Below are 26,190 nucleotides of genomic sequence, written 5' to 3'. Positions count from 1 at the left end.
TCGGAGGGGCGAACCCGGATACCAGGATCTACGACGAGGAGCTTCCCACCATGGCGCGTGCATTCCAGCGTTCCCGTATTGGCGTCGCGGCGTGCCGGCCCCGCTCGCCTGCGATGGCCATCGCTGCCCATGCCGCGTGCACCTGCGACGGTATCGCAGGCGTGTTGCAGTACCGCTGGCGAGGGAACAACGGCGTCGACCGCGCGTACATCGACGCATCGGGCAAGGGCGTGGTTCAGGTCTTCACCGACGAGGGCGGGCGCTGAACGCTTTGCCGAGAACACCTTCGCGACAAGCCATGACCTGGGACGCCGGCCTGAACCCCGCCATCGCCGCCGCCTGCGCGGCGGCCACCGATGCCTCGCGCTGGGAGACGATGCTCGAGGCGCTGTGCGAACGCTTCGGCGCCACCGCCGCGGCCATCCACACGCCGCGCGGCGCGCCGGCCGGCAAGCCGCTGTTCGTCGACATCGGGCTGCCCAAGCACACGGTGCCCGACTACATCGACTATTGGTCACAGAGGGATCCGTGGTTCGCGGGCGCCGAGAGCAAGCAGATCTGCGTGCGCACCGGCGAATGCGGCATCGGCCGCGAACTCTGCGAATGGAGCGAGCTGGAGCGCATGGACTACTACCACGAGTTCGCGGCGCCGACCGGCGTGCATGGATTGCTGGCGATGATCGTCGACGACGGCAGCCGGCCTGCGCAGGCGCCGCTCACGGCGATCGGTCTCTATCGCCGGCCCGGGCTCGAGGAGTTCAGCTACCAGGACAAGCGCGCCTTCGAGGCGGCGCACAAGCCGCTGCAGCTCGCGCTGCACGCGCACTGGTCGCTGGTGCGCTCCACGCCGGTCGAGAAGGCCACCGCCGACGCCTTCGACGTGGTGCCCAAGCCGCTCGTGGTGCTGGCCGCCACGGGCGCGATCCTGCATGCCAACGTCGCGGCCGCGGCCCTGCTGTCGCGCAGCGACTGGATCGGCATCCGCAACGGCAAGCTGGCGCGCCTGGGCCAGCTGGGACCGGAAGCGGTGGAGGCCTCGCTGCGCGAGGTGGCGCGCGGCCTGATCCAGACCCACGTGCTGTGGACACCCGAAACCGCGCGGCCGAGCGCGCCGGCCATCGCGCGGCTGGTGCCGCTGGACGAGGGCAACGCCTGCCGCCTCGCCTGGCCGCATGCGGTGGCGCTGCTGATGGTCGAGGAGCCGCCCGAGCGCGAGGCCAGCGATCGCCGCCTCGAGGCGCTCGCGCTGCAGTACCGGCTCACGCCCTCGGAGCTGCAGCTGGTCGTGCAGCTGTCGGAAGGCGCGCGGCCGGCCCAGGTCGCCGAGCGCTGCGGCATCTCGATCAACACCGTGCGCACCCATCTGCGCAACATCTTCGACAAGACGGGCGTGCGGCGGCAGAGCGAGTTGATCCGGTTGCTGGGGCCGTTGGCGCCGTCGGGACGTTGAAGCAGGGGGCGATGCCGCGAGCCGCCCACGCCCATCCGCTCACCTTCCTATAATCGCGACCCTCCCGCCCGGCCCGCGCCAGATCCAGCCGCCGCCACATCGCCAGCACCCGGACGGATTCAACAGAGCCGGTGTGGCTGGAGTGCATCGTGGCGGCACGTTATTACCTGGAGCTTTTCAATTTCTGCAACCGGTACCTGCGCGATCGCGCGCTGGCGCAGGACATCGTGCAGGAGGTCTACGCGCGCTTCGCCGCCTTCGAGCGCCATGGCGCGCAGCCGGTGGTCGAGGTGCGCGGGCTGCTCTACCAGATCGCGCGCAACCTGCTGGTCGACCACCATCGCCAGCAGATCGTGCGCGCGCACGACAGCGACGACGTGCTGCTCGAGATGCCGGCGCCCGATGCCGACAACCCCGAGGTGGCCTATGCGGCGACGCAGCGCATGCGGCTCCTGGTCGCGGCGATCGAGAACCTGCCGCCGCGCTGCCGCGAGGCCTTCGTGCTGCACCGCATCGAGGGCCTGCCGCAGGCCGAGGTGGCGCAGCGCATGGGCATCTCGCGCAACATGGTCGAGCGGCACGTGATGATCGCGGTCGCGGCCTGTCGCAAGCGGCTGCGCGACACGGCCGAGGCGCCCCAACCCGCGCCGGCGCGGCCCGAGAAAATTTGAGTCGCCGCCTCAGGATCGGCGCTCCCGATCCGTCATCATCCAGGCCGAGACGCCGAATTTCCGCACCCCGATGAACGATCGCACGCGCCCCACCGCCCCCGGCATGCCGGCGCGCGATGGCGCGCGCGCGCCGGACGTGCCCGACACCGCGGGCGAGGAACTGCTCGAGGAGTTGTCGCCCGCGGAGTTCGAGGCATTGCGCTGGTCGGTGCGCCTCGGCGACGGACTCGATGCCGCGGAGCGCGCCGAGTTCGAGGCCTGGCGCCGGGCCGATCCCGCGCACCAGGCGGCCTACGACGAGATGACCGGCGTGAGCGAGGCGATCGATGCGATGCCCGCGGCGGGTGCGGCGCGGCTGCAGGCACGCGTGGCGATCGACCGGGCCGGCGAATCGGCCACCCATGCCGCAGTGCCCGTTGCGCCCGCAACGTCGCCGGCCCCGCCGCGCCCCACGCGCCGTCGCGCGCTCGCCGCCGCCGCGGCGGTGTTCGCGGCCGCGGGCGGCGGCTGGTTCGGCTGGGAGGCCTGGCGCAGCGAGCCGGTGTTCGAGCAGCGCTACCAGACGCAGCGCGGCCAGCAGCTCGACGTGGCGCTGCCCGACGGCAGCCAGATGCGGCTGGACACGGCCACCACGGCCGAGGTCAGCCTGTACCGCGGCCGTCGCGAGGTGCGCCTCGCCGAGGGACAGGCGATGTTCACCGTGCAGTCCGACAAGGCGCGGCCCTTCGACGTGCGCGCGGGCGGCACGCGCGTCACGGTGGTGGGCACGCGCTTCTCGGTGCGCTACACGCCGTCCATCGGCCGTCCCGAGGTGCAGGTCGCGGTGCAGGAGGGCCGTGTGCGCGTGGCGGCGGCAAGTGACGCCGCCGCGCCGGGCGCGATCGAGCTGGCACCGGGCGAGACGGTGGCGGCCGACGCGCAAGGCCGGCCCGGCCCGGTCGCCCGGATCGCGCCCGAGGGCGTCGCCGCGTGGCGCAGCAACCGCCTGAGCTTCGACAACCTGCCGCTGTCCGCCGTGCTGGCCGAGCTCGGCCGCTACGGCGACGTCGGCATCGCGGTGCACGACCCGGCCGTGGCCGCGCTGCCGGTGACGGCCAGCGTCGACCTGCAGCGCATGGGCGACTTCGTGCGCAGCCTGCCGCAGGTGCTGCCGGTGCGGCTGGAGCGCCGGCAGGGCGCGACAGAAATCGTCTTGGCGAAGCGCTGACGAGGCGTCGGCGCGCCGTCCAACTTTTTTCTTCACTCCACGTCAGGATCGCGCGCGGCGATCCGTCTTCATCGGAAAGGCGCCGATTCCGGCCCTGCGTCGTTCCCCTGGAGATCGTTTCGATGTCGTTCCGTGATTCGTCCTTTCCGCTGCGCCCGCTGCCGTTCGCGCTCGCGGCCTGCCTGGCCCTGGCCGCCGCGCTGCCCGCGCAGGCGCAGCCCTCGGCCGGTGCGCCCGCGCAGGTGGTCATCGGCGCGCAGCCGCTGTCGCAGGCGCTGACCGAGCTCGCGCGCCAGACCGGCGTCACGTTGGTGGTGTCGCCCGCGCTGGTGGCGGGCCGCACGGCGCCGGCCGTGTCGGGTCGGCTGACGCCGCGCCAGGCGCTCGACCGGCTGCTGGCCGGCAGCGGCCTCGTGGCCGACATCGACGGCGGTGCCGTCACGGTGCGGCGCGAAGGCGAGGCGGGCACCTCGGCGCTGCCCGCGGTGACGGTCACGGCCGGCGCGGAACAGGAGTCGCCCTGGGGCCCGGCCACCGGCTTCGTGGCGCGCCGCAGCGCGACCGCGACCAAGACCGACACGCCGATCCTCGAGACCTCGCAGTCGGTCGCGGTGATCACGCGCGAGGAGATGGATGCGCAGCAGGCGCAGACCGTGCGCGCCACCCTGCGCTTCGCGCCCGGCGTGAGCATCAGCGACGACGCCGACAACCGGCTCGACACCATCAGCTCGCGCGGCTTCGCGCTCGACCAGTACCTCGACGGCCTCAAGACCATCGCCGGCACCTGGTCGGTGACCAAGGTCGAGCCCTACCTGCTCGAGCGCGTCGAGGTGCTCAAGGGGCCGTCGTCGGTGCTCTACGGCCAGGCCTCGCCCGGCGGCGTGCTCAACCTCGTGAGCAAGCGCGCGAGCCCGGAGACGGTGCGCGAGGTGCAGCTGCAGTACGGCAGCAACGCCTTCAAGGAAGGCGCCTTCGACATCGGCGGCGCGATCGATGCCGACAAGACGCTGTCGGCGCGCATCGCCGGCGTGGTGCGCGACAGCGAGACCGAGGTCAACTACCTGAAGGAGCGGCGCATCGCGATCGCGCCTTCGCTGACCTGGCAGCCCGATGCGCGCACCAAGGTCACGCTGATGGCCGACTACCTGCGCGATCCCTCGGGCGGCTTCTGGAACCTGCTGCCCTACCAGGGCACCTTGCTGCCGAATCCCTATGGCCGCATCGATCGCAGCTTCTACACCGGCCAGTCCTCGTTCGAGCATTTCGCGCGCACGCAGTACTCGCTGGGCTGGGCCGCCGAGCACCAGGTCGACGACCACCTTACCGTGCGCCAGAACCTGCGCTATCGCCACCTCGACATCGACTACCGCTCGGTGCAGGGCCTCGGGCTGCAGGCGGACTACCGTACGATGAACCGCCAGGCCTACACGGCCAACGAGCAGCTCGACACGCTGACGCTCGACACCCAGGCCGAGTGGCGCTTTCGCACCGGCGCGCTCGCGCACAAGCTGCTGACCGGCATCGACTACCAGCACCTCGACTGGGACAACCTCACGCGCTTCGGCAACGCGCCCACGCTCGACATCCTCGCGCCCAACTACAACCAGGCCATCGCGCTGCCGGGCATCTTCCAGGACGCGCACCAGAAGCAGAGCCAGATCGGCTTGTATGCGCAGGACGAGATCGCCTGGGACCGGCTGCGGCTGCAGCTCGGCGTGCGCAAGGACTGGGCGCGCACGGATACCGACAACTACGTGGCGCGCAGCGTCACGCGCCAGCGCGACGATGCCTTCACCGGCCGCGCCGGCCTGCTCTACCTGTTCGACAACGGCGTCGCGCCCTACCTCAGCTACGCCACCTCGTTCCAGCCGCAGGCCGGCACCGGCTTCGACGGCAACGCCTTCCTGCCGACCAAGGGCAAGCAGACCGAGATCGGCCTCAAGTACCAGCCGTCGAACACCGACATGCTGTTCACCGCCGCGGCCTACGACCTGCGGCAGAGCAACGTCGGCACGCCCGATCCCCTGCATGCCAACTTCACGGTGCAGACCGGCGAGGTGCGCTCGCGCGGCATCGAGCTCTCGGCCGTCGCCAACCTGGGCGAGCAGCTCAAGCTGCGCGCTTCCTACAGCCACCTCGACAACGAGATCAGCCAGACCACCACCACCTCGACGCTCGGCAACCGCCTGGCCGGCACGCCGGCCGAGCAGGCCTCGCTGTGGGCCGACTACGCCTTTCGAGGCGAAGCGCTCAAGGGCCTGAGCGTCGGTGGCGGCGTGCGGCGCATCGGCTCGGCCTACACCACCAACGCCAACACGCAGCTCATTCCGGGCGCCACCGTGTTCGACGCGGCGGTCCGCTACGACTTCGGCGTGCTCGACCCCTCGCTGCGCGGGCTGAAGGCCGCGCTCAACGTCTCGAACCTGTTCGACAAGGAGTACATCTCGATCTGCTCGGCCATCGGCTGCCGCTACGGCCTGGGCCGCGCCGTCTACGCCACGCTCAAGTACAACTGGTAGGCACCGGGCCATGAACGCGCGCGACGGCCATCGCACGGCCCTGCAACGCTGGAGTGCCATCCACAAGTGGACCAGCCTGACCTGCACGCTGTTTCTGCTGCTGGTCTGCCTCACGGGCCTGCCGCTGATCTTCTCGGAGGAGATCGAGCAGGGGTTCGACGACGGCCTGCCCGCCGCCACCGTGCCCGCGGGCACGCCGGCGCTGAGCATCGACCGCATCGTCGCGACCGCGCGCGAGCGCCTGCCGGGCTGGACCACCGACTTCGTCGTGTTCGACGAGGACAAGCCCTACGCCACCGTCTTCATGCGGCCCTCGGCCACGGCCGGCATCGAGACCCGGCGGCGCATCCGCTACGACCTGCACACCGGCCGCGAGCTCAAGCAGGTGCTGCCGATCGCGCAGAGCCGCGGTGTCATGGACGTGGTGCTCTCGCTGCACACCGACCTGTTCGCGGGGCTCGCGGGCGAGCTGTTCCTCGGCGGGGTGGGACTGTGCTTCGTCGTCGCCACCGTCTCGGGCGTGCTGCTGTACGCGCCCTACATGCGCAAGCTGGCCTTCGGCACCGTGCGCGACACGCGTTCGCCGCGGCTGAAGTGGCTCGACCTGCACAACCTGCTGGGCATCGTCACGCTGGTGTGGGCACTGGTGGTGGGCGCGACCGGCTTCATCAACGAGCTCTCGAAGCCGCTGTTCGGCCTCTGGCAACTGACCGACGTGCGCACCATGCTCGCACCGTACGCCGGCAAGCCGCCGCCGAAGTTCGAGGACCTGGCCTCGGCGCAGGCCGCGTTCGACACGGCGCAGGCGGCCGTGCCCACGATGCGGATCACCAGCGTGGTGTTCCCGGGCAATCCCTTCGGCAGCCCCTACCACTTCCTGCTGTGGACCCAGGGCGACACCGCGCTGACCAGCCGGCTCTTCAGCCCCGTGCTGGTCGATGCGCGCACCGGCGCGCTGACCACCGTCGTGCGCATGCCCTGGTACCTGCGCGCGCTCGAGCTGTCGCGGCCGCTGCACTTCGGCGACTACGGCGGGCTGCCGCTGAAGCTGATCTGGGCGGCGCTCGACCTGATCACGATCGTGGTGCTGGGGAGCGGGGTTTATCTGTGGGTGTCGCGGCGCCGGCAGCGCGCCGGGCGATCAGAGCGGTTTGGGAGGCCGGGCTGACGCCGTTCAGGCGGCCGCGGCGATCGGCCGTTGCCGCGGCAGCCGCGTGAACGCGAAAGCGGCCAGGAAGGCCCCGATGCCCAGCGAGAACGCGCCGATGAAGAGCCACGTGTAGCTCGAGTACGTGTCGTAGATCAGCCCGCCCAGCACCGGGCCCAGTGCCATGCCGAGGCTGCTGGCCATCGTGGTGCTCCCGATCACCGTTCCCATCATGCGCAGCGGGAAGTTGTCGCGCGCGATCACCGCGAACAGCGGCATCACGCCCGCGTAGGTGAAACCGAACAGCGCGGCCACGGTGTAGAAGCTGCCCAGCTGCCGCGCGAACACGTAGCCCAGCACCACGATCGCCTGGGCCAGCAGCGCCAGCACCAGCACGCGCGCCGCACCGAACCGGTCGCCCAGCAGCCCGAACACGAGGCGCCCGCCCAGGCCCGCGAGTCCTTCCATGCTGTAGATCGACACGGCGGCCATCAGCGGAATGCCGCAGGTGACCGCATAGCTCACGGTGTGGAAGATCGGTCCCGAGTGGGTGGCGCAGCTCAGGAAGCTGGTCAGCACCAGGATCAGGAAGGGCGGCGAGCGCAGCGCCTGCGCGACGGACAGCGACGATTCGCGCGAGGCCTCCGGTGCGGCGGCGGAGGCGGCCTGCCCCAGCGCGGGCGGACGGCGCACCAGCAGGGCCAGGGGAATCATGGTGACCGCCGCCAGCGCCGCGATGATCTGCAGCGCGCTGCGCCAGTCGTGCGTCTGCACGAGCCACGCGGCCAGCGGCGACATGGTCATCGGCGCCACGCCCATGCCGGCCGACACCAGCGACACCGCCAAGCTGCGATGGGTGTCGAACCACCCGGTCACGCAGGCCATCATCGGCGCGAAGATCGCCGCCGCGCCGATGCCGACGACCACGCCGAACAGCAACTGGAAGGCGAGCAGCGACGTCGCCAGGCTGGCCAGCGCGAGCCCGAGCGCGAGCAGCACGGCACCCACCAGCACCACGAGGCGCGGACCCACGCGGTCGCTGAGGGTGCCCCAGGCGATGCTGCCGAGCGCCAGCGCCACGAAGGCGAGCGTCATCGCCGTGGAGATGCCGGTGCTCGACCAGCCGGTGTCCTGCGCGATCGGCCGCAGGAACACCGGCAGCGAGAACAGCCCGCCGATCGCCACGCAGCCGAGGGCGCCGCCCGCGGCCACGATGATCCAGCGGTAGTGGGTGCGCAGTGCATCGGGCCAGGAAGTCATGGTGAGTCCTCGAGGGGTTCAACGAGGCCTCAGGTTACCCCCCGTGCACGCGGCGAGGGGAGTAACAAACATGGCGCGATTGCACGCTTGCGCGATGGGCCGCGCCAGCCGCCGAAGCGAATCCGGCCCGCCTGTGCGAAGCCCGCGGCCTCCCGGCGCTACTGGCGCTACTGGGGCGTGCCGCCTTGCGTGGTGCGGCGCTTGAGGCTGCCGTCCTTGTTCCGGCGGCGCTCGTCCCGCGTGTGGGCGCGGGCTTCGCCGGCGACGGCCGCGCGGCCCGTGCCGATCGCGCCGCCTTCCTCGGTCTTCGGTTCGTCGCCGCCGGGCGCCTTGACCTGGCCGGCCGGCCGGGCCTTCACCTTGGCTTCGGCGCGCGCGGCCGGTCGGCCCTGTCCGGTGGGATCGAGTTCGCCCGGTTTGGTCTGGGCGTACGCGCTGGATGCGAGCAAGGCGGCGATCAGGAGGCAGAGAGGCTTGTTCATGGGGAGGCTCATGGAAGGTTCATGGGAGGAGGAGAGGCGGAGGGGCGCTGCGGCTGCGCGAGGCCCGCCGCCGTCGGCGCCGATGCGGCTCGCAGGCGCCGCACCTGCAGCAGGCAACCCACGACCAGCACCGCGAAGCAGGCGCCCACGGTCTTCTGCAGGGCCGGATCCTCGGGGCTGCTGAACAGCGGGGCACCCACGGGCAGGCGCGTGAAGGTCTCGGTCAGGCCCGGGATCAGGTGAAAGAAGAACGTGGTCGAGTACGCGATGGTTTCGACGTAGCGGGAGGCGCGGCCGAAGGCGTTCGTCCGGCCGGCCACCGCCGCGACGAGCAGCACCGCCAGCGTCAGGATGCCCAGCACGTGGGGTGCGCCGAAGCCGCCGCGCTGGAAGATCCCGAAGCCCGTGAGGCAGGTGAGCACCGTGGCCCAGATGTAGGTCTGGCCCAGCATCGTGCGGGCGGGGATCTCGCGCTGGCGCAGCAGCGCCGAGGCGCCGGCCGCGAGCGCGACCAGGCTGATCGCCGTGTGGATGGCGCCGAGCGTCGTCAGGCCGAACATGTGCTTCTCCTTGGCGTCATGGGCGGCATCAGCCCTTGATGAACGCCAGCAGGTCGGCGTTGATCACCTCGGGATGCGTCGCGCACATGCCGTGCGGCAGGCCGGGGTAGACCTTGAGCGTGGCCCCCTTCACCAGCTTGGCCGACATCAGGCCCGCCGCGCCGATCGGCACGATCTGGTCGTCGTCGCCGTGCATCACCAGCGTGGGCACGTCGATCTTCCGGAGGTCCTCGGTGAAGTCGGTCTCGGAGAAGGCCTTCACGCAGTCGTAGTGAGCCTTGATGCCGCCCATCATTCCCTGCAGCCACCAGTGGTTGCGAATGCCCTCGGAGATCCTGGCGCCCGGGCGGTTGTAGCCGTAGAAGGGCAGCGTGACGTCGCGGTAGAACTCGGCGCGGTTGCCGGCGACGCCGGCCCGGATGCCGTCGAAGACCTCGATCGGCAGTCCGCCCGGATTCGCGGCGGTCTTGAGCATCAGCGGCGGCACCGCCCCGATGAGCACCGCCTTGGCGACGCGCTTCGTGCCGTGGCGGCCCAGGTAGCGCGCGACTTCGCCGCCGCCGGTCGAGTGGCCCACGTGCACGGCGTCTTGGAGGTCCAGCGCGGCGGTGAGCGCGGCCAGGTCGTCCGAGTAGGTGTCCATCTCGTTGCCGGTGGCGGTCTGCGTGGAGCGGCCATGGCCGCGGCGGTCGTGCGCGATGACGCGGAATCCCTGGTGCAGGAAGTACAGCATCTGGTTGTCCCAGTCGTCGCCCGACAGGGGCCAGCCGTGCGAGAAGACGATCGGCTGACCCTGGCCCCAGTCCTTGTAGTAGATCTGGGTGCCGTCGTTGGTCGTGATGTAGGGCATGGTCGCGGTTCCTCGTGGTGGGATGGAAAAAAGGGGACGCCTGCGTGGCGCCATGGGTGTCAGCATCGCCGCGGCCGCGCGCGGCCACACCTCCCCGATGGCGATGGATTTCCTCTCTCCAAAGGAGGGGGCGATGGCGTGGATCGGAAGCGCGAGCGGAGCGTCCACTCCTGGCGCCGGGCGCGCTCAGGAAAGCTGGCGACGGTATTCCGTGGGGGACATGCCGGTGGCCTGCCGGAAGGCCCGCGCGAAGTTGGCGGGCGTCGAGAACTGCATCGACAGCGCGATCTCCGCCAGCGGCATCCGGCCATGGGCCAGCAGGCGCCGCGCGTTCTCCATTCGCAGGTTCGCGAGGTACCGGTAGGGCGGAAGGCCGGTCGAGGCACGGAACAGGCGCGCGAAATGGAAGGGGCTGACCGCGACGGCCGCGGCGATCTCGTCCAGGCCGATGGGCTGGTCGAGGTGCGCACGCATGAACTCGATCGCCAGCCGGACGCGTCGCATGTCGCGCGCGGCCGTCGCCGCGGTGCCGCGCGGCATCCCCGTGTCGCAGTAGTTGCGGGCCATGCGGTTCGCCAGGGCCGCGGTCAGGGAGTCGACCAGCAGGCGGCTCGCGGCGGAGGGATTCCGCAGGTCCTCGGCGAGTGCGTGACCGATCTGCACGATCGATTCGTCCCGCACGCCCGCGAGGTACCGGACGTGGTGCAGCGATGCGCTGGCGCTGCCCTCGGGATCGCTCAGGGCGAGCAGCCGGTCCATCGACAGGTAGATGTGGAAGATCGACGGCAGGTAGCGGCTGATCCGGATGTCGTCCTCGGCGACGCCCATCGGGCTGATCCAGATGGTGCCCTTCTCGACCCGGGTCTGCTGCCGCTGTCCCCAGCCCTTGCGGCTCACCGAGGCGCCGGGCGTGGTCTCGGGCGCGATCGTGATCTCGATCTGGCTCGACACGAACGGCGGCAGGTCGCCGGCCGGATGCGAGCGCATCTCCGCGGCAATCCCCCGCCAGCCCAGCCCGCTCGAGGAGCAGAGCACCCGTGCCTCGGGGAACTTGCTGTCGCCATGCCGCAGAAGATTCATGATGACTGGAGGGACGAAGGAGAGGCCCCAAGGTAGTCGATGAAGTCTACGCAAGCCTTACAGGGGTTCGGCGCGCCGGGCCGCCTCGGGCCGCGGGATCAGCCGCGAACCGTGTGGACCGCCGGCGTGAAGATGTACCCGGCCCCGCGCTCGGTGAGGATCAGGCTCGGGTTGCGGGGATCCTGCTCGACCTTCCGGCGCAGCCTTCCGACCATGACGTCGATCGAGCGGTCATAGACCTCCGCGTCGTGCAGCCTGGACAGCTCCAGCAGGCGCTGCCGCGAGAGCACGCGATGCGGCGAGGCCAGGAAGGCCAGCAGCAGGTTGAACTCGGCGTTGCGCAGCGAGACGCCGTGGCCCGCGGGCGCCCGGAGCTTGCGCAGGCGCACGTTGAGCTCCCAGCCCTCGAACCGGTAGGCGCGCACGTCGGCCACGGCGTCGGCGACGGTCTCGTGCATGCGCGAGCGTCGCAGCAGCGCACGGATCCGCGCCAGCAGCTCGCGCGGCGAGAAGGGCTTGGTGACGTAGTCGTCGGCGCCGAGCTCGAGGCCCATCACGCGGTCCGCCTCGTCCTGCAGGGCCGTCAGGATGATGATCGGCAGCTTCGTCTCCGCGCGCAGCGCCCGGGCGATCTCCAGGCCGTTCTCGCGCCCGAGGCGAAGATCGAGCACGACCAGGTTGGCCGGGTCGCGGGCCAGCACCGAACGCATCTCGCGCTCGGTGGTGACGGCCGTGACGCGCAGGTCGTGATCGCCGAGGTAATGCACGATCAGCTCGCGGATGGACGGGTCGTCGTCGACCGCGAGCACGTGCGCGGCATGCGTGAATGCATCGCTCTCCAGCATTCGACGGGCTCCTTCAGGCAACGGCAGATGTCAAACGACACAAAGGCACCCATCTGCGGCACGGGTCGGCGACCATGCGTCCTTCGGCAGCGGATTGCCCGGGCTTCATTGTCCGGCGAGAGGCCCGTGGGGTGCACGACTTGAGGATTCAAATCTTGCGGGGTTGTTTTCGCATCGCGGTCATCGAGGGCGACTCTCTGATGCGGGAGCTGGCGAACCGGTGGCTGTCCGACGCGGGGCACGAGGTCGTCTTGCTCGCCGAGCGCCAACGCACGCCGGTGCCGGGACTGGACCTGGTCATGCTGGACCTCGCGAACCCCGGCCGTGCCTCCGGGCGCATCGAGGCGCTGCGCGCGCTGCACCGGGCGCCGGTGATGGTGGTGTCGGCGCACCAGCGAAAGGCGCCGCAGGCATCGCCGCTGCTCGCCCGCCGGATCGGTGCCGCCGCCATTCTTCCCAAGCCCTATACGCGGGACGAGCTACTGGCGGCCGTCGCGTCGGCCTGCGGTGCGTCGGGCGGCGACCGGGAACACTGAGGAGAGGGCCGCGGCCAGCTCGGCCCTCGCGACCGGCTTGGCCAGCACCTGCGATGCGCCCTCCGCGCGGGCGCGGTGGACCAGGGTGTCGCCCAGGTAGCCGCTCATCACGATGACCGGCAGGTCCTCGCGGATGTCCTTCATCAGGCGCAGCAGCGCCATGCCCGTCATGCCGGGCATGCGCTCGTCCGTGAGCACGGCATCGAAGCGGTCCGGTGCTTCCCCGAAGAGGCGGGCGGCCTCGGCACCCGAGGTGCAGGCCGTCCATTCGTAGCCGAGGTCCGCGCACAGCTGAGAGGTCAGGCGGACCAGGGCCGGGTCGTCGTCGACCACGAGGACGCGCTGCTTGCCGCCGCGCGGCAGGCGCCGCGCCTCGACCGCCGGCGGCGCCGGCACGTCGCCCATCCTCGGCAGGTAGACGACGAAGGTGCTGCCGCAGCCCAGGCTCGACGCGACGTCGATGGCACCGCCCAGTTCCGCCACGATGCCGTGCACCAGCGACAGGCCGAGGCCGGTGCCGACGTTGACTTCCTTGGTCGTGAAGAACGGATCGAAGATGCGCTGCCGGTTCTCGGGCGCGATGCCGATGCCGGTATCGGAGACCGTCAGCACGACGTAGTCGCCCGAGGCCAGCGGGCCGGTCGTGGCCGAACGGCCTTGCGGAAGGGACTCGCAGGCGAGCGCGATGCGCAGCGTTCCGCCGTCGGGCATGGCCTGCATCGCATTGATCGCGAGGTTGCCCACGACCTGGTGGACCTGGGTGGGGTCGCCCATGATCGCCGCCGTTCCCGCCCGGAAATCGCAGGCGAGTTCGATCTCGCCTTGCAAGGCCGGCTTGAGCAGGTCCGCCGATTCGCGCGCGACCTGCTCGAAATGAACCAGCACCCGCTCGCTGACGCTGCTGCGGCTGAAGGCGAGGATGCGGTCGACCAGCGCGCGGCCGCGTTCCCCGGCGGTCACGATCGATTCGAGGTCGCGGCGCATGCGGCTTCCGGCGCGGGTCCGCCGCAGCGACATCTCGCCGAAGCCGAGGATGGCGCCGAGGATGTTGTTGAAATCGTGCGCGATGCCGCCGGCGAAAGTGCCGACCGCCTCCAGCCGCTGCGACTGCTGGCGCGATGCCTGCTCGCGCCGGCGCGCGTCCACGTCGCTGATCGATCCGCTCAGCCGGATCGCCTTGCCCTCGGGGTTGCGCAGGCAGCGCCCGCGGATCCTTCGCCAGCGGTCGGTGCCGTCCGGCTGCCGGAACAGCCATTCGGCATCGAGCGCGTCGGTTTCCCCGGCGATGTAGCGCGCGATGGCATCGCGCCGGGCGGCGACATCGGCCTGCGGCTCGAGCACCAGCGTCATCCACTCGGCGCGCGGGCGCGAGGCATCGGCGCTCGGCGGCAGTCCGTAGAGGAACTGCGCGCGTTCGGACATGAACATCATGCCGGTCTGCAGGTCCCAGTCCCAGATGCCGTCGGCCGAGCCCTCCACGGCCAGTGCGAAGCGCTCCTCGGACTCGCGCAGCGCCGCCGCCGTCAGCCGCAGCCGCGTGATGTCCGCCGAGGCGCCGACGACGCGCAGCTTGCCGTCGCCCTCGACCATGGCGACACCGCGCTCGTGGATCCATCGCAGTTCGCCGTCGGGACGAACGATCCGGAACTCCGCCTCCCAGCGCTCGGTCGGTTGCGCGAGCCAGTCGTGGAAGGCCCGGCCGATCCGGTCCCGGTCCTCGTCGTGGATGCACTGGATCCAGAGGCCCGGCTCGCGGTAGAGCTGCGCGACCGTGTAGCCCCAGATCTGCTCGAAGCTCTCGCTGCAGTACACGACGCGCTCGGGGTCGCACTCGGTGATCCAGATCACGTCGCCCGTGGCCTCCACCAGGTGGTGGAAGCGCGCCTCGGCCCGGTCGAGGTCCTTGCGCAGTTCGTGCAGGAGCGAAGGGGCCGTCGAAGGTCGCGCCATGTCGTGTCCAGTGGGATGCGCGGGATTATCGAGCAGCACCGGCGACCGGCCCGGTCGTGTGTCATATGACACATGGGGAGGTCGAATGTGATGCCGTCGAGATACACGGCCCTTCCAGACTGCGCGCCATCGTCTTCGAGTCCGCATCCCAACCGGAAAGCGTCATCACCATGTTTCCACGCGTGGAAGTCTTCGTGTGCCACGAATCGCCGCTCGTTCGCGCAGGGCTGGGCGCCACCCTGCAGGGCCACGCCGATCTCTCGGTGACCGTGGCGAGCGACACCTTGCCCGCGCCCGCGGAACTTCGCTGCGATGTGCTGGTGGCCGACTACGCCACGGGCCTGCGATGGATCGAGGCGCTGGCGCCATCGCCCGAACTCCGGCGCGGGCCGTCGCCGCGATTGCTGATCGTCACCTCGCGGGACGGCGAGTGGGACATCCGCAGCGCGCTGACCCGTGGCGTGCCCGGCTACCTGCTGCTCGAGTGCCCGGCCGAGCGCCTGCTTCATGCCGTGCGTTCGCTGGCCCGTGGCGGCCGCTGCTACGACGACGCGGTCTCGGCGCGCATGGCCGAGAGCCTCGTGCACGCGCCGTTGACGAAGCGCGAGCGCGACGTGCTGAACCTGATCTCGCAGGGCGCGGGCAACAAGCACATCGCGCGGACGCTGGACATCCAGCTCGGCACCGTCAAGACGCATGTGAAGGCCATCCTCGCGAAGCTCGACGTGCGCACCCGGACGCAGGCCGTCGTCGTCGCCGAGCATCGTGGCCTGACGGGAACGGTCTGCGGTTGACCTCCCCTAGCCGTCGATGCGTATCCGATTCGCCTTCGCGATGCGTCCCCACTTCTCGAACTCGCTGCGCGAGATCGCGCCGAACTGCTCGACCGAATTGCCCACTGGCACCAGCCCCAGCTCGGTGAGCTTGCGCTGCACCTCGGGGTTGCGCAGGATCTTCACCAGCTCCTGGTTGTAGCGCGCGACGATGGGCTTGGGCGTCGCGGCCGGCACGTAGAAGCCCTGCCAGCCGTCGCCGTCGTAGCCGGGCAGCAGTTCCGCCACGGCCGGCACCTCGGGCAGCAGCGCGCTGCGCTTCGGGCTCGTCACCGCGAGCGCGCGGAGCTTGCCGCTGCGCACCAGCGGGATCGCCGTGGTCGCGGGCTCGAAGGCGATCGGCATCTGGCCGGCCATCACGTCGGCCAGCGGGCTGCCCTTGTAGGGCACGTGCACCATCTGCACGCCGGCCATGTTGTTCATCATCTCCATCACCACATGCGGGCCCGAGCCCACGCCGAGCGAGCCGTAGTCGACCGAGCCCGGCTTGGCCTTGGCGCGCGCCAGCAGCTCGCGCAGGCTGGCGTCGGGCTGGTTCGGGCCGGTGATCAGCACATAGGGCACCAGCGCGACCTGCGTCACGGGCGCGAAGTCGCGGAAGGTGTCGTAGGGCAGCTTGGCGTAGACGTTGGGATTGATCCCCATGATCGAGTTGACGGTCATGAAGAGGGTGTAGCCATCGCCGGGACTGCGCGCCGCGACCTCGGCGCCGATGATGCCGGCCGCGCCGGCGCGGTTGTCGATGACGATCGGTTGCCCGAGCGCCTGGCCCAGCGGCTCGCTGAGGATGCGCGCCACCACGTCGGGCGACACGCCGGCCGAGAACGGCACGACGAGCTTGATCGGCTTGGTGGGCCAGCCGGCCTGCGCGAAGGCCGCGCGGTCCGTGGTGGCGGCCAGGGCCGCGAGGCCCAGGCGCTGGAGCGCGAGGCGCCGGGAACGAGAGACGGGCATGGGGAACTCCTCAGCGTGGGTCGATGCAGGTGTCATGAGTGTTGTCATTGCAGCCAGTCGCGCATGCGCTCGACCAGCAATTCGGCCGCGACGATGTGCGGGTAGTGGCCGCCCTGCGCCTGCGCGAGATGGCGGGCCTTCGGATAGAGCGCGCGCACGCGGGCACGGGTCGCGGGCGCGATGATCGCGTCGTCCTCGCACTCGAAGACCACGGTATTGGCGATCGCCTGCGGTGCCGGCAGCTCGGCCGCGCCCGCCACCTGGCGCAGCCGCCCATGGAAGTCCGAAGCGGGCAGGCCGGCATGCAGCATGTGCAGCTGCACCGCGCGCAGCAGGTCGTCGGGCCGCGCGCGCAGCGCCTGGTCCCAGCGCGCGATCACGGCGGCGCTGTCGCTGGCCGCGAGCCAGAGCGCATCGAACAGCGGATGCTGCGCCACGTCGCGTCCGTCGACGAAGGTGTTGCCGAGCCACAGCGCCGCCACCCGATCAGGGAAACGCAACGCGAAGGCCTGCGCCCACCAGGCGCCGTACGACGAGGCCCAGAGCGCGACCGCGCCGGTGCGCCGCTCGCGCAGCAGTTCCTCGAGCCCGAGCGCGAGCAGCTCGGGCGCGACGCCGCCCGGGTAGGTGATGCTCAGCACGCGGCGCTCGGCGGCGAAGGCCTGCGCGATGCGCCAGGCGCTGTCGCCGTTGCCCAGCGCGCCCGGCAGCAGGACCAGCGGCCGGGGCCCGGCGGTGGCCGTGTCGCCGCGCGCGCCGCTGTCGCGCAGCGACCAGGCCAAACCCCGCGTGTCGGTGAAGCGATGCAGGGGTTGCGCGGCGACGAAGCGGCGCAGGGCCTCGGGCATCGCGGGCAGGTCTTCGGCGATCGTCGTCATGCGGTGGGCCGTCGCGCGCATCAGGCCAGCAGGCCTTCTTCGCGCAGCGTCTTCTTTGCTTCTTCGGTGAAGTCCGCCTCGGGCGCGTTGCCGCCGATCACGAACATCAGGAAGTGCGTCTTGCCCGGCTCCTCGTGCGTGATGTTCTCGAAGCGGCGGTTGACGCCGGCCGGGAACGAGAAGATGTCCCACGGCCCGACGTCGAAGTACTCCTCGCGGCCGTCGAGCTCCCACGAACAGCGCCAGCGGCCCGTGAGCGGCATGAAGGTCTCGTTGGTGTCGTGGTTGTGCATCATCGGGCCCTTGCCGGGCTTCGCTTCGCAGAAGCCGAGGTTGAAGCCCTCGCTGATGCGGATGGCGGCGTTCTCGGCCGCCTGCGCGCCGACCGGCGAGACCACCTCGTCGCCGCCCTTGCCGCGCGGCGGCTGGAAGCCCACCGCGTTGTAGAGCTTGCGCTCGGCGCTCGGATGGCGGCTGTCGGGCAGCCCGCCGTCGAAACCCTTGAGGTCCTTGAAGTAGGCGACGCGCTGGCGCATCTCTTCGCGGGTGACACGGATCTGGGGAATGGCCATGGCGATCTTTCTGGCGGAGTGAATAATGGCCGCCAGTATTCGAGGCCGCGGCCGCGCGGTCCATCGAAGCCGCCGATGCCCGGCATCGCGTTCGTGATGATCCATGCGGGTTTACCCGCCCGCGCCCCGCTATCGCCCCCGATGAAGCTGCAAGACCTCGACCTGAACCTGCTGCGTGCCTTCGATGCGCTGATGCGCGAGCGGCACGTCACGCGCGCGGGCGAGCGGCTCGAGATGAGCCAGTCGTCGATGAGCGTCTCGCTCGCCAAGCTGCGCGACCTGCTGGGCGACGAGCTGCTGATGCGCGCCGGCACCGGCTGGATGCCAACCGAACTCGCGCTCGTGCTGTGGCCGCGCGTGCAGGAGGCGATCGCCGCGCTCGAGCGCCTGACCGAGCCCGTGCGCTTCGACCCCGCGACCTCGACGCAGGTGTTCCGGCTCATCGTCATCGACTACATCGACCTGCTGATGATGCCCTCGGTCATGCGCCGCATCCGCCAGGAGGCGCCGGGCGTGCGGGTGCACATGCTGCAGACCAACCCGCACCACTTCGGCGAGATGATGGCGGCCGGCGAGCTCGACCTGGCGCTGACCTACTTCCCGAACGCGCCCACCTACGTCAAGGGCCGCAAGCTGTTCTCCGACCGCTTCCTGGGACTGGCCGCGCGCTCGCACCCGGTGCATGGCGCGGCGCTCGACGTGCCTTCGTTCTGCGCGCTGCCGCACGTGACGATCGAACCCGACGCATCCCAGATCTACAACGTGCAGATCGATGCCGCGCTCGAGCCGCACGGCCTGCGCCGGCGCGTGCAGATGATCAAGCCGAGCTTCCTCGCGCTGCCCTTCGTGCTCGAGACCTCCGACATGGTGGCCAGCGTGCCGGCGCGGCTCGCGCGCCGCATGTCACGCATGGCCGAGGTCGAGGCCTTCGACCTGCCGCTGGACCTGCCGCTGTTCGACGTGCGCATGGTCTGGCATCCGCGCACCGACCATTCGCCGGCGCACGAGTGGCTGCGCGAGCTGATGCTGGCTTGCGCGCGCGACGCCTGAGCGATGCGGCCGGCGCCGCGTCGGCTCAGGCGGCCTCGGCGGCGGATATCGCCTCGATGCGCGCGCAGGCGCGCAGCAGCTCCGCATCGCGGCCGCGGGGCATGCTGAAGAGCACGCTGGTGGGCAGGCCCTGGGCATCGAAGCCGCTGGGCATCGCGATGCCCGGCATGTCGAGCAGGCTGCCGACCATGCAATGGGCCAGCGCGCGTGCGTTGAGGGCCGCGTGCCGCGCGGGATCCGAGGCGTGGTCGATCGTGGGCGCGACGATGGGCGTGGTGGGGAACATGAACAGCGTTCCGGGCGCACAGGCACGCAGCGCGCGCAGGCCGCTGTCGCGCGCCGCGAGCAGCGCGAGGTAGTCGGCCGCGAGGAAGCCGCGCGCGCTTTCCAGGCGTGCGCGGATGTGCGGATCGATGCGCGCGGCCGCGGGACCGTCGAGCAGCGCGCGATGGCGATGGAAGGCGTGCACGGCCACCACCGTGCCGTGGCGTGCCATGGCCTCGCGCGCGGCGGTCAGCGGCGCGGCGCGTCCGTGCGACACCGCGAAGCCGGCCCGGCGCAGCCGCTCGAACAGCGCGAGGCAGTGGGCGCGCTGCGCCGCGTCCACCGTGTCGTCCATGAAGTCGTCGAGCAGCACGATGCGCAGCGGGCCGATGTCCTCGTCCGGCGGCGTGCGGGTGGCAAGCACCGCGTCGACCCGCGCGATGTCCTCCACGCTGCGCGCGAGCACGCCGAGGGTGTCGAGCAGCGGCGACAGGCCTTGCAGGCCCGCCATCGGATAGCGGCCGCGGCTCGCGCGGAATCCGCACAGGCCCGTGAAGGCGGCCGGCACGCGCACCGAGCCCGAGGTGTCGGTGCCCATGCCGACCGCGCACAGCCCCAGCGCGACCGAGGCCGCCGCGCCGCTCGAGGAGCCGCCGCACACGCGTGGTTCGACCTGGCTGCCGAAAGGATTGGCGGGCGTGCCGAAATGCGGGTTCAGGCCCAGGCCCGAGAAGGCGAATTCGCTGAGGTTGGTCTTGCCCACGCACACCGCGCCGGCCGCGCGCAAGCGGGCCACGGCCGCTGCGTCGGCGGGGCGTGGTGCCGACGGCAGCACGCGCGAGCCGGCGGTGGTCGGCAGGCCCTCGAGGTCGAACAGGTCCTTCCACGACACGGGCACGCCATCGAGCGGGCCCAGGGCCGTGCCGCGCGCCAGGCGCGCGTCGGCCGCGGCCGCTTCGACGCGGGCGCGTTCGGCGGTGGTCGCGATGAAGACCGACCGCGCCGCGGGCAGCGCCGCGTCCGCGAGGCAGGTGTCGAGCACCTCCGATGGCCCGCGCGCGCCGCTTCGGAAATCCGCCGCGAGGCCCGCGACCGTCAGGCGCCGCATGCCATCCGTTCGCGCACGCGCCGGTCGATCTCGGCGAAGGTGCAGAAGCGCACGCCGGGCTTGCTCAGGAAGTAGTCGATCAGCCGCTCGTGCATCAGCACCGCCTGCGCGCGGCCCGACACGTCGGGATGGATGGTCATCGGGAACACCGCGAAGTCGTATTCGCGCCAGACGTAGTCGAACTGGTCGCGCCATTGCACCTCGAGGTTGCGCGCGCCCACGTAGCCCTGCGCATTGGCGAAGGACTTGATGTAGAGCAGCGCCTCCATGTCGTCGAGCTCCCAGTTGGCGGGGATCTCGAGCAGCGAGGTCTCGGTGCCGCGCTCTACCGGCTTCATCCAGCTCGCGGCGGGCTGGCCGTAGTCGATCGGCGTCCAGCGGTCGCCGCGGCGCAGGAAGTAGGCCTCGAAATCGCGGTGCATCAGGCTGTGGTCGTAGGCGATGCCGCGTTCGAGCAGGAGGTCGAGCGTGTCGGCGCTGAACTCCCACCAGGGCGCGTTGTGGCCCACGGGCGCGCGGCCGGTGAGCCCGGTGATCAGCTCGATGCAGCGGTCGAGCACGTCGGCCTGCTGCTGGCGGCTCATGGCGGTGGGGTTCTCGTGGGTGTAGCCGTGCAGGCCGACCTCGTGGCCGGCCTCGACCACGGCGCGCGCCTGCGCGGGAAAGCTCTCGATCGAATGCCCGGGCATGAACCAGGTGGTGGCGATGCCGCGGCTCGCGAACAGCCGCAGCAGGCGCGGCACGCCGACCTCGCCCGCGAAGAAGCCGCGCGACACGTCGCTGGGCGAATCCTGGCCGCCATAGGAGCCGAGCCAGCCGGCCACGGCATCGAAGTCCACGCTGTAGGCGCAGAGGATCTCCTTGCTCGTCGAACTGTTCATGCGACGGCCCCCGTCACGCAGAACTGCAGAGCCTTCGGCACGCAATCGGCGCCGTTGACCGGCACCCTGTCCTGCGGGCAGGCCGACAGCACGACGATGCAGTCGAGGCAGGCCTCGAACACCGTGCGGTCGCCGGGCCTGGACACCGGCGGCGCCCAGCCGATGGTGCCATCGGCGGCCACGGGGTTGTTCATCCACACGTTGAAGGGCGCGGGCACTTCGGTGGTGCGAAGGCCGATGGCGCGCAGCGCCAGGCGCAGGTTGTCGCTGCAGTTGTCGTGATAGCCGTGCACGCCCAGCGAGCGATAGCGCGGCAGGTCGCAGGCCGCGATCAGCGTGTCGTGCACGCCGGGCGAGCTGTCCTCCACCAGCCGAAGGATCGCGCGACGGCGGTTGGTGACGAGCTCGTCGCCCACGCGCGGCGTGGTGCGGCCGAGGCCGGCGCGCAAGTGCTCCATCGACAGCGCTTCGTGCAGGCCATCGCGGCAGAAGGCCCAGAGGTCGCAGACCTGGGTGCCGTGCGTGTTGACCAGCGCCAGCCGCTGGCCGCGCCGCAGCGCGACCGCGCGGCCCTGGCGCGCGGGCAGGGTGTAGAGCTGTCCAGGCTTGGGGGTGCCGTCGGGCGAGATCGGCGTGTGCAGCGTGTCGTTCACGCCGTCGGCGTGGCCGTTGTCGGTGTAGTGGGGATTGATCCAGTCCATGCGCTTGGTCTCCGTGGTGCGTGAAGTCGAGTGTTGGCGCGGATCGCAATCGCGACAAACGGGGATTTCTCAGCCGGGGATGAGCCCCGCTCAGCCATGGCCCGTGCGCAGGTGCCACGACGAACAAATCTCAGCCCGACGCGGAGAACTCATCAGTTGTCGTCGCGGCCCGCGGCCCCGAAGCTTCGACCCCGGCCGCATCCATCGCGGCCTTCGACGAACCGAACTCCCGGAGACAAGCTCATGAAGAATCCTCCCTTCGCCGTGTCCGACGCACCGGCTTCGCCCGGCGACACGAGCGCCGTGCAACCCGTGCGGCGCCGGTTGATCCGCGGCGCGGCCGTGGCCGGTGCCGCGCTGGCGCTGCCCGGCCTCGCGCAGCGTGCCTTCGCGCAGGCCAAGCCGACCGAACTCACCATGCTCGCGTGGTACGGCCATGCCGAGAAGGACGTGGTGGCCGAGTTCGAGGCGCAGCACAACGTGAAGATCCGCCCCAAGTACTACGTGGGCGGCGACAACATGCTCGCGCTGATCTCGCAGTCGCCGCCCGGCACCTACGACCTGATCCAGGCCGACGCCGAGTACGTGCAGCAGCTGGTGCGTGCGGGCCATGTCGAGCGGCTGCAGCCGGCCGACTATCCGTTCGACGACTTCTTTCCCGAGTTCCATCGCTTCCCCGGCCACTGGGATGGCGACAAGCTCTACGCGGTGATGATCCGCTTCGGCTTCCTCGGCGTGGCCTACAACACCACGGCAGTGAGCGAGAAGGAGGCGCGCAGCTACAAGGTCTATGCCGATCCCAGGTTCAAGGGCCGGGTCGGCCATTTCGACTGGCACCTGCCGAGCATCGGCCAGGCCAGCCTGCTCGACGGCCAGCGCAAGCCCTTCGACATCGATGCCGCCGCCTGGGGGCGCGTGCAGCAGCAGATGATGGGCATGCGCCGCAATGTCGGCGGCTTCTTCGACTACGGCGGCACCTTCGCCTCGCTGCGCAACGGCCAGATGGTGCTGATGGCCGGCATCGGCGACTGGATCACCGGCGTGCTCGAGAAGAACGGCGCCAGCGTGCGCACCGTGCTGCCCGACGAAGGCGGGCTGCAGTGGACCGAGTCGTTCTCGATCGGCAAGGGCTCGAGGAAGGCCGAGCTCGCCCGCGCCTTCATCCAGTACATGGCCTCGCCGCCCGGGCAGGTGCGCTCGGCCACCATGCAGGCCTATCCGGCGCTGGTGCCCAACCGCAAGGGCTGGGAGCTGCTCGCGCAGCAGCAGCCGCAGGAGGCGAAGCGCTCGCGCATGGAGCCCGGCAAGCGCAATGCGATGGACGACATCCGCGAGGGCCGCATCACCAACCGCGCGCTGCCGGTGCGCCAGTCGCTCGAGGACTGGAGCGATTTCTGGTCACGCTACAAGAACGCCTGAGGCGGGGGACCAAGCCATGAATACCCTCACCTCCACGGCGGGTCCGCCGTTGCCTGCGACGACACCGGTCGCCACCGACCGGGCGAAGGCCGCCCGGCACGAGCGCGCGCGCCGGCGCCGCTTCGCGCTGCTGCATGCGCTGCCGCTGCCCGCGTGGCAGCTGGCCTTCTTCCTCGGCCCGCTGCTGTTCCTGCTGGTGCTGAGCTTCTGGACCGTGCGCGACTTCCGCATCGAGCCCGCCTTCGCGTGGATCAACTGGGAGCGCATGCTGGGCCAGCCGCACGTGTGGCAGACCTATGCGCGCACCTTCGGCTACGCGCTGCTCGCCACCGTGCTGGCGTCGCTGATCGCGTTCCCGGCCTCGTTCGCGATCGCCTTCCAGCTCTCGGAACGCCGACGGCGCCTGTGCATGTTCCTGCTGGTGATCCCGTTCTTCACCAGCTACCTGGTGCGCGTCTATGCCTGGCAGATCTTCCTGAGCGACGAGGGCGTGATCAACGCGCTGCTCGGCGCGCTGGGGCTGGGGCCGGCGCGCATGCTCAACACCGCGCTCGGCACGCAGATCGGCTACCTCACGCTCACGCTGCCGCTGGTGGTGCTGATCCAGACCATGAGCCTGCTGCTGGTCGACCGCAGCCAGGTCGAGGCCGCGCGCAACCTCGGCTGTGCGCCGCTGCGCAGCGTGTTCCAGGTCGTGATCCCGGCCGCGCGCGTGGGCCTGGTGGTGGCGGCGCTGTTCTGCTTCATCTTCGCCTTCGGCGATTTCGTCTCGCCGCTGTACCTCGGCGGCGGCACCGCGCCCACCATGAGCCTGCTGATCATCGACACCACCAAGGCCGGCCAGCAGTGGCCGCGCGCCGCGGTGCTGGCCGTGCTGATGATCGCCACGCTGATGGCGGTGGCGCTGGCGATGACTTCGTACGCCTACAGGGGGCGCAAATGAGCGCCGGGCGCTGGGTGCGGCCGCTGCTCGCGGCCTACGTGGTGGCGGTGCTCGCGTTCCTGTTCGCGCCCATCGGCGCCAGCTTCGTGTTCTCGTTCAACTCCGACCGCTTCCCGACCCTGCCGCTGGGATCGTTCACGCTCGAGTGGTACGAGGCGGTATTCGGCGACGAGCTGGTGCGCGAGGCGCTGGTCAACAGCATCGTGGTGAGCCTGGCCTCGGCCACGCTGGCCACGCTGATCGGCTTCGCCGCGGCCTACACCGACTATCGCTACCGCTTCGCCGGCCAGCGGCTGTACCTCGCGCTCGGGCTGTTGCCGCCCACCGTGCCCGCGATCATCCTCGGGCTCGCGATGCTGGCCTACCTCTCGCGCATCGGGCTGGCCGGCGGCCGCTTCTCGATCGTGATCGCGCACGTCGTGATCTGCACGCCGTTCGCGGTGGCGCTGATCCGCCTGCGCCTGTCGCAGATCGATGCCTCGCTCGAGGCGGCGGCCTGGAACCTCGGCGCCGGCCCGGGCCGCGCGCTGTGGCACGTGGTGCTGCGCTTCGCCGCGCCGGCCATGCTCGGCGCCTGGCTGCTCACCATGGCCGTGTCCTTCGACGAATTCGCCATCGCCTGGTTCGTGGGCGGACTCGAGGAGACGCTGCCGGTGCGCGTGCTCGGCTTCCTCCAGGGGCAGGTGAGCCCGCGCATCAACGCCATCGGCACCCTGGTCTTCATCGTCAGCATCAGCCTCGTGGGCATCGCCCAGGTGCTGTTGAACCAGCGCATATCGCAGCGCATTCCACCGCGTCCACGCAAAGAGGGCACCACGCCATGACTTCCTCCCCCGTTCCCGAATCCGACCGCGCACCGCTGGTGCAACTGAGCGGCGTTTCCAAGTCCTATGGCGGCGTGATGGCCGTGAGCGGCGTCGACCTCGAGATCGCGCGCGGCGAGTTCGTCGCGATCATGGGCCCGAGCGGCTGCGGCAAGACCACCACGCTGCGCATGCTCGCGGGGCTCGAGAACCCGAGCAGCGGCTCGATCCGGCTCAACGGCGAGGAGGTGCGCGACCTCGCGCCCTGGCAGCGCGACACGCCGATGGTGTGGCAGAGCCTCGCGCTGTTCCCGTTCCTCAGCGTGATCGAGAACGTGGAGTTCGGCCTGCGCATGCGCAAGGTGGGCCGCGCCGAGCGGCGCCGGCGTGCCACCGACTGGCTCGCGCGCCTGGGCCTGGCCGACTTCGCGCAGCGCCGCGTCGACGAACTCTCGGGCGGCCAGCGCCAGCGCGTCGCGCTCGCTCGCTCGCTGGTGACCGAGCCGCCGCTGCTGCTGCTCGACGAGCCGCTGAGCGCGCTCGACCATCACCTGTCGCTCAAGATGCAGGGCGAGCTGACCCGGCTGCAGCGCGAGCTGGGCATCGCCTTCGTCTACGTCACGCACAGCCATTCGGAGGCCTTCGCCATGGCCGACCGCGTGGTGATCATGGCCAACGGCGAGGTGGCGCAGTGCGGCGCGCCGATGGAGGTGTTCCATCGGCCGGCTTCGCGCTTCGTGGCCGAGTTCCTCGGCGGCAACAACATCTTCCAGGCCGACGTGGTCGCGCGCGACGGCTCGCGGCTCGAGCTGCGCACGCCCGAGGGCCGCTTCACCGCGGAAGCGGGCGCGCAGGGCGGCGCGGCACTCGCGGCCGGCGCGGCGATCGACCTGGTGGTGCGCGCCGACCGCATCTCGCTGACCGCGCAGCCCGGCTGGGCCACCAACGAGGTCGCGTGCACGCTGGTGGGCGAGGAGTTCATCGGCTCGACGGTCAACGGCCACCTCGAGACCTCGGGCGGCAAGCAGATCGTGGTGCAGCTGAACGCCAAGGACCTGGAGGAGATCGAGCTCGACGTGGGACGCCAGTTCTACGCCTCGTGGCATCCCGAGGACTGCCACCTGGTGCAGCGGCCGCACGCCGCCCACTGAGCAAGGGCCCGCCTGCGGGACGCACCGGATGCGCCGCGGGCCCGCCGCCGATACGATGGGCCCGCATCGACGCCGC

At 70.8% G+C, this 26,190-nt stretch carries 26 protein-coding genes; 13 read left to right on the top strand and 13 right to left on the bottom strand.

What is annotated here, in order from left to right:
- Nucleotides 1–50 precede the first annotated feature (50 nt).
- The 6 genes from R0232_RS40285 to R0232_RS40260 all read left to right on the top strand — a co-directional run bounded on the left by R0232_RS40285 (nt 51) and on the right by R0232_RS40260 (nt 7,015).
- Nucleotides 51–266 carry a hypothetical protein gene (locus R0232_RS40285; RefSeq protein WP_431513028.1) on the top strand — a complete coding sequence of 72 codons (216 nt, stop codon included), beginning with the start codon at nt 51–53 and terminating at the stop codon, nt 264–266.
- A gap of 32 nt (nt 267–298) precedes the next feature.
- On the top strand, nt 299–1,450 hold the full coding sequence (locus R0232_RS40280) for a helix-turn-helix transcriptional regulator (protein WP_431513027.1): 1,152 nt from the start codon (nt 299–301) through the stop codon (nt 1,448–1,450).
- Nucleotides 1,451–1,599: 149 nt separating this feature from the next.
- Nucleotides 1,600–2,121 carry an RNA polymerase sigma factor gene (locus R0232_RS40275; protein ID WP_422098659.1) on the top strand — a complete coding sequence of 174 codons (522 nt, stop codon included), beginning with the start codon at nt 1,600–1,602 and terminating at the stop codon, nt 2,119–2,121.
- Between the two features lie 70 nt (nt 2,122–2,191).
- The gene (locus R0232_RS40270; protein WP_431513026.1) at nt 2,192–3,328 is read left to right on the top strand and encodes a FecR family protein; all 1,137 of its coding nucleotides are present in this window, start codon (nt 2,192–2,194) and stop codon (nt 3,326–3,328) included.
- 122 nt (nt 3,329–3,450) lie between these two features.
- Nucleotides 3,451–5,847: a TonB-dependent siderophore receptor gene (locus R0232_RS40265; protein WP_431513025.1), complete on the top strand. Its 2,397-nt coding sequence runs from the start codon at nt 3,451–3,453 to the stop codon at nt 5,845–5,847.
- Nucleotides 5,848–5,857: 10 nt separating this feature from the next.
- Entirely contained in the window at nt 5,858–7,015 is a 1,158-nt protein-coding gene (locus tag R0232_RS40260) for a PepSY-associated TM helix domain-containing protein (RefSeq protein ID WP_431513024.1), read from the top strand.
- A 6-nt stretch (nt 7,016–7,021) separates the two neighbouring features.
- Here R0232_RS40260 and R0232_RS40255 read toward each other — a convergent pair whose 3' ends face one another.
- The 6 genes from R0232_RS40255 to R0232_RS40230 all read right to left on the bottom strand — a co-directional run bounded on the left by R0232_RS40255 (nt 7,022) and on the right by R0232_RS40230 (nt 12,071).
- Nucleotides 7,022–8,254, bottom strand: a complete 1,233-nt coding sequence (locus R0232_RS40255; protein WP_431513023.1) for an MFS transporter — start codon at nt 8,252–8,254, stop codon at nt 7,022–7,024.
- 167 nt (nt 8,255–8,421) lie between these two features.
- Nucleotides 8,422–8,736 (bottom strand): cell envelope biogenesis protein TolA, encoded by a 315-nt coding sequence (locus tag R0232_RS40250; protein ID WP_431513022.1) that lies wholly within the window; start codon nt 8,734–8,736, stop codon nt 8,422–8,424.
- 8 nt (nt 8,737–8,744) lie between these two features.
- Nucleotides 8,745–9,296 (bottom strand): hypothetical protein, encoded by a 552-nt coding sequence (locus tag R0232_RS40245; RefSeq protein WP_431513021.1) that lies wholly within the window; start codon nt 9,294–9,296, stop codon nt 8,745–8,747.
- 28 nt (nt 9,297–9,324) lie between these two features.
- Nucleotides 9,325–10,212, bottom strand: coding sequence for an alpha/beta fold hydrolase (locus R0232_RS40240; RefSeq protein WP_431513020.1), 888 nt, complete (start codon nt 10,210–10,212; stop codon nt 9,325–9,327).
- Between the two features lie 120 nt (nt 10,213–10,332).
- Entirely contained in the window at nt 10,333–11,226 is an 894-nt protein-coding gene (locus tag R0232_RS40235) for a helix-turn-helix domain-containing protein (protein ID WP_431513019.1), read from the bottom strand.
- A gap of 98 nt (nt 11,227–11,324) precedes the next feature.
- A complete protein-coding gene (locus R0232_RS40230; protein WP_431513018.1) occupies nt 11,325–12,071 on the bottom strand; it encodes a response regulator in 747 nt (248 codons plus the stop codon).
- Between the two features lie 74 nt (nt 12,072–12,145).
- Between R0232_RS40230 and R0232_RS40225 the strand changes: the two genes are divergently transcribed.
- Nucleotides 12,146–12,607, top strand: coding sequence for a hypothetical protein (locus R0232_RS40225; protein WP_431513017.1), 462 nt, complete (start codon nt 12,146–12,148; stop codon nt 12,605–12,607).
- Here R0232_RS40225 and R0232_RS40220 read toward each other — a convergent pair.
- Nucleotides 12,551–14,557, bottom strand: coding sequence for a PAS domain-containing hybrid sensor histidine kinase/response regulator (locus R0232_RS40220; RefSeq protein WP_431513016.1), 2,007 nt, complete (start codon nt 14,555–14,557; stop codon nt 12,551–12,553). The genes R0232_RS40225 and R0232_RS40220 overlap by 57 nt on opposite strands.
- 170 nt (nt 14,558–14,727) lie before the next feature.
- Here R0232_RS40220 and R0232_RS40215 point away from each other — a divergent pair, with 170 nt between their 5' ends.
- Complete coding sequence (locus tag R0232_RS40215) at nt 14,728–15,351, top strand: LuxR C-terminal-related transcriptional regulator (protein WP_431513015.1); 624 nt, start codon at nt 14,728–14,730, stop codon at nt 15,349–15,351.
- A gap of 6 nt (nt 15,352–15,357) precedes the next feature.
- On the opposite strand, the gene R0232_RS40210 is transcribed toward R0232_RS40215, so the two are convergent.
- From R0232_RS40210 to R0232_RS40200, 3 genes are read right to left on the bottom strand one after another with little or no spacing between them, the layout of a single operon-like run.
- A complete protein-coding gene (locus R0232_RS40210; protein WP_431513014.1) occupies nt 15,358–16,344 on the bottom strand; it encodes a Bug family tripartite tricarboxylate transporter substrate binding protein in 987 nt (328 codons plus the stop codon).
- Nucleotides 16,345–16,388: 44 nt separating this feature from the next.
- Nucleotides 16,389–17,222, bottom strand: coding sequence for an alpha/beta fold hydrolase (locus tag R0232_RS40205; RefSeq protein ID WP_431513013.1), 834 nt, complete (start codon nt 17,220–17,222; stop codon nt 16,389–16,391).
- 20 nt (nt 17,223–17,242) lie between these two features.
- On the bottom strand, nt 17,243–17,794 hold the full coding sequence (locus R0232_RS40200) for a cupin domain-containing protein (protein WP_209542178.1): 552 nt from the start codon (nt 17,792–17,794) through the stop codon (nt 17,243–17,245).
- A 141-nt stretch (nt 17,795–17,935) separates the two neighbouring features.
- On the opposite strand from R0232_RS40200, the gene R0232_RS40195 reads away from it, so the two are divergent.
- A complete protein-coding gene (locus R0232_RS40195) occupies nt 17,936–18,844 on the top strand; it encodes a LysR family transcriptional regulator (protein WP_208512720.1) in 909 nt (302 codons plus the stop codon).
- 25 nt (nt 18,845–18,869) lie between these two features.
- Here R0232_RS40195 and R0232_RS40190 read toward each other — a convergent pair whose 3' ends face one another.
- Genes R0232_RS40190 through R0232_RS40180 form a run of 3 tightly spaced genes read right to left on the bottom strand, consistent with a single transcriptional unit; the run spans nt 18,870 to nt 21,798 of the window.
- Nucleotides 18,870–20,216 (bottom strand): amidase family protein, encoded by a 1,347-nt coding sequence (locus R0232_RS40190; RefSeq protein ID WP_431513012.1) that lies wholly within the window; start codon nt 20,214–20,216, stop codon nt 18,870–18,872.
- Complete coding sequence (locus R0232_RS40185) at nt 20,204–21,097, bottom strand: polysaccharide deacetylase family protein (RefSeq protein ID WP_431513011.1); 894 nt, start codon at nt 21,095–21,097, stop codon at nt 20,204–20,206. Before R0232_RS40185 ends, R0232_RS40190 begins: the two co-directional genes overlap by 13 nt.
- Entirely contained in the window at nt 21,094–21,798 is a 705-nt protein-coding gene (locus R0232_RS40180) for a DUF1989 domain-containing protein (RefSeq protein ID WP_431513010.1), read from the bottom strand. The genes R0232_RS40185 and R0232_RS40180 overlap by 4 nt, the downstream gene beginning before the upstream one ends.
- A gap of 243 nt (nt 21,799–22,041) precedes the next feature.
- On the opposite strand from R0232_RS40180, the gene R0232_RS40175 reads away from it, so the two are divergent.
- The 4 genes from R0232_RS40175 to R0232_RS40160 are packed head-to-tail and all read left to right on the top strand — an operon-like array spanning nt 22,042 to nt 26,114.
- Nucleotides 22,042–23,217, top strand: a complete 1,176-nt coding sequence (locus R0232_RS40175) for a polyamine ABC transporter substrate-binding protein (RefSeq protein WP_431513009.1) — start codon at nt 22,042–22,044, stop codon at nt 23,215–23,217.
- A 16-nt stretch (nt 23,218–23,233) separates the two neighbouring features.
- A complete protein-coding gene (locus R0232_RS40170; protein ID WP_209542168.1) occupies nt 23,234–24,160 on the top strand; it encodes an ABC transporter permease in 927 nt (308 codons plus the stop codon).
- Complete coding sequence (locus R0232_RS40165; protein WP_093355059.1) at nt 24,157–24,984, top strand: ABC transporter permease; 828 nt, start codon at nt 24,157–24,159, stop codon at nt 24,982–24,984. Before R0232_RS40170 ends, R0232_RS40165 begins: the two co-directional genes overlap by 4 nt.
- Nucleotides 24,981–26,114 (top strand): ABC transporter ATP-binding protein, encoded by a 1,134-nt coding sequence (locus R0232_RS40160; RefSeq protein WP_431513008.1) that lies wholly within the window; start codon nt 24,981–24,983, stop codon nt 26,112–26,114. The genes R0232_RS40165 and R0232_RS40160 overlap by 4 nt, the downstream gene beginning before the upstream one ends.
- Nucleotides 26,115–26,190: the final 76 nt, after the last annotated feature.

The sequence above is a fragment of the Variovorax sp. DAIF25 genome, assembly GCF_050711835.1.
Classification (GTDB): Bacteria; Pseudomonadota; Gammaproteobacteria; order Burkholderiales; family Burkholderiaceae_C; genus Variovorax.
The sequence above is the reverse complement of the archived record's forward strand: the minus strand, read 5'-3'. Positions and strand labels throughout refer to the sequence as shown.

What these genes read in the sequence shown, in the direction of transcription:
- R0232_RS40165 (WP_093355059.1), top strand. Translation starts at nt 24,157, where the DNA reads ATGAGCGCCGGGCGCTGGGTGCGGCCGCTGCTCGCGGCCTACGTGGTG.
- R0232_RS40195 (WP_208512720.1), top strand. Translation starts at nt 17,936, where the DNA reads ATGAAGCTGCAAGACCTCGACCTGAACCTGCTGCGTGCCTTCGATGCG.
- R0232_RS40250 (WP_431513022.1), bottom strand. Translation starts at nt 8,736, where the DNA reads ATGAACAAGCCTCTCTGCCTCCTGATCGCCGCCTTGCTCGCATCCAGC.
- R0232_RS40280 (WP_431513027.1), top strand. Translation starts at nt 299, where the DNA reads ATGACCTGGGACGCCGGCCTGAACCCCGCCATCGCCGCCGCCTGCGCG.
- R0232_RS40170 (WP_209542168.1), top strand. Translation starts at nt 23,234, where the DNA reads ATGAATACCCTCACCTCCACGGCGGGTCCGCCGTTGCCTGCGACGACA.
- R0232_RS40200 (WP_209542178.1), bottom strand. Translation starts at nt 17,794, where the DNA reads ATGGCCATTCCCCAGATCCGTGTCACCCGCGAAGAGATGCGCCAGCGC.
- R0232_RS40210 (WP_431513014.1), bottom strand. Translation starts at nt 16,344, where the DNA reads ATGCCCGTCTCTCGTTCCCGGCGCCTCGCGCTCCAGCGCCTGGGCCTC.
- R0232_RS40185 (WP_431513011.1), bottom strand. Translation starts at nt 21,097, where the DNA reads ATGAACAGTTCGACGAGCAAGGAGATCCTCTGCGCCTACAGCGTGGAC.
- R0232_RS40235 (WP_431513019.1), bottom strand. Translation starts at nt 11,226, where the DNA reads ATGAATCTTCTGCGGCATGGCGACAGCAAGTTCCCCGAGGCACGGGTG.
- R0232_RS40215 (WP_431513015.1), top strand. Translation starts at nt 14,728, where the DNA reads ATGTTTCCACGCGTGGAAGTCTTCGTGTGCCACGAATCGCCGCTCGTT.
- R0232_RS40220 (WP_431513016.1), bottom strand. Translation starts at nt 14,557, where the DNA reads ATGGCGCGACCTTCGACGGCCCCTTCGCTCCTGCACGAACTGCGCAAG.
- R0232_RS40285 (WP_431513028.1), top strand. Translation starts at nt 51, where the DNA reads ATGGCGCGTGCATTCCAGCGTTCCCGTATTGGCGTCGCGGCGTGCCGG.
- R0232_RS40255 (WP_431513023.1), bottom strand. Translation starts at nt 8,254, where the DNA reads ATGACTTCCTGGCCCGATGCACTGCGCACCCACTACCGCTGGATCATC.
- R0232_RS40230 (WP_431513018.1), bottom strand. Translation starts at nt 12,071, where the DNA reads ATGCTGGAGAGCGATGCATTCACGCATGCCGCGCACGTGCTCGCGGTC.
- R0232_RS40180 (WP_431513010.1), bottom strand. Translation starts at nt 21,798, where the DNA reads ATGGACTGGATCAATCCCCACTACACCGACAACGGCCACGCCGACGGC.
- R0232_RS40270 (WP_431513026.1), top strand. Translation starts at nt 2,192, where the DNA reads ATGAACGATCGCACGCGCCCCACCGCCCCCGGCATGCCGGCGCGCGAT.
- R0232_RS40160 (WP_431513008.1), top strand. Translation starts at nt 24,981, where the DNA reads ATGACTTCCTCCCCCGTTCCCGAATCCGACCGCGCACCGCTGGTGCAA.
- R0232_RS40205 (WP_431513013.1), bottom strand. Translation starts at nt 17,222, where the DNA reads ATGACGACGATCGCCGAAGACCTGCCCGCGATGCCCGAGGCCCTGCGC.
- R0232_RS40265 (WP_431513025.1), top strand. Translation starts at nt 3,451, where the DNA reads ATGTCGTTCCGTGATTCGTCCTTTCCGCTGCGCCCGCTGCCGTTCGCG.
- R0232_RS40190 (WP_431513012.1), bottom strand. Translation starts at nt 20,216, where the DNA reads ATGCGGCGCCTGACGGTCGCGGGCCTCGCGGCGGATTTCCGAAGCGGC.
- R0232_RS40225 (WP_431513017.1), top strand. Translation starts at nt 12,146, where the DNA reads ATGCGTCCTTCGGCAGCGGATTGCCCGGGCTTCATTGTCCGGCGAGAG.
- R0232_RS40245 (WP_431513021.1), bottom strand. Translation starts at nt 9,296, where the DNA reads ATGTTCGGCCTGACGACGCTCGGCGCCATCCACACGGCGATCAGCCTG.
- R0232_RS40240 (WP_431513020.1), bottom strand. Translation starts at nt 10,212, where the DNA reads ATGCTGACACCCATGGCGCCACGCAGGCGTCCCCTTTTTTCCATCCCA.
- R0232_RS40260 (WP_431513024.1), top strand. Translation starts at nt 5,858, where the DNA reads ATGAACGCGCGCGACGGCCATCGCACGGCCCTGCAACGCTGGAGTGCC.
- R0232_RS40175 (WP_431513009.1), top strand. Translation starts at nt 22,042, where the DNA reads ATGAAGAATCCTCCCTTCGCCGTGTCCGACGCACCGGCTTCGCCCGGC.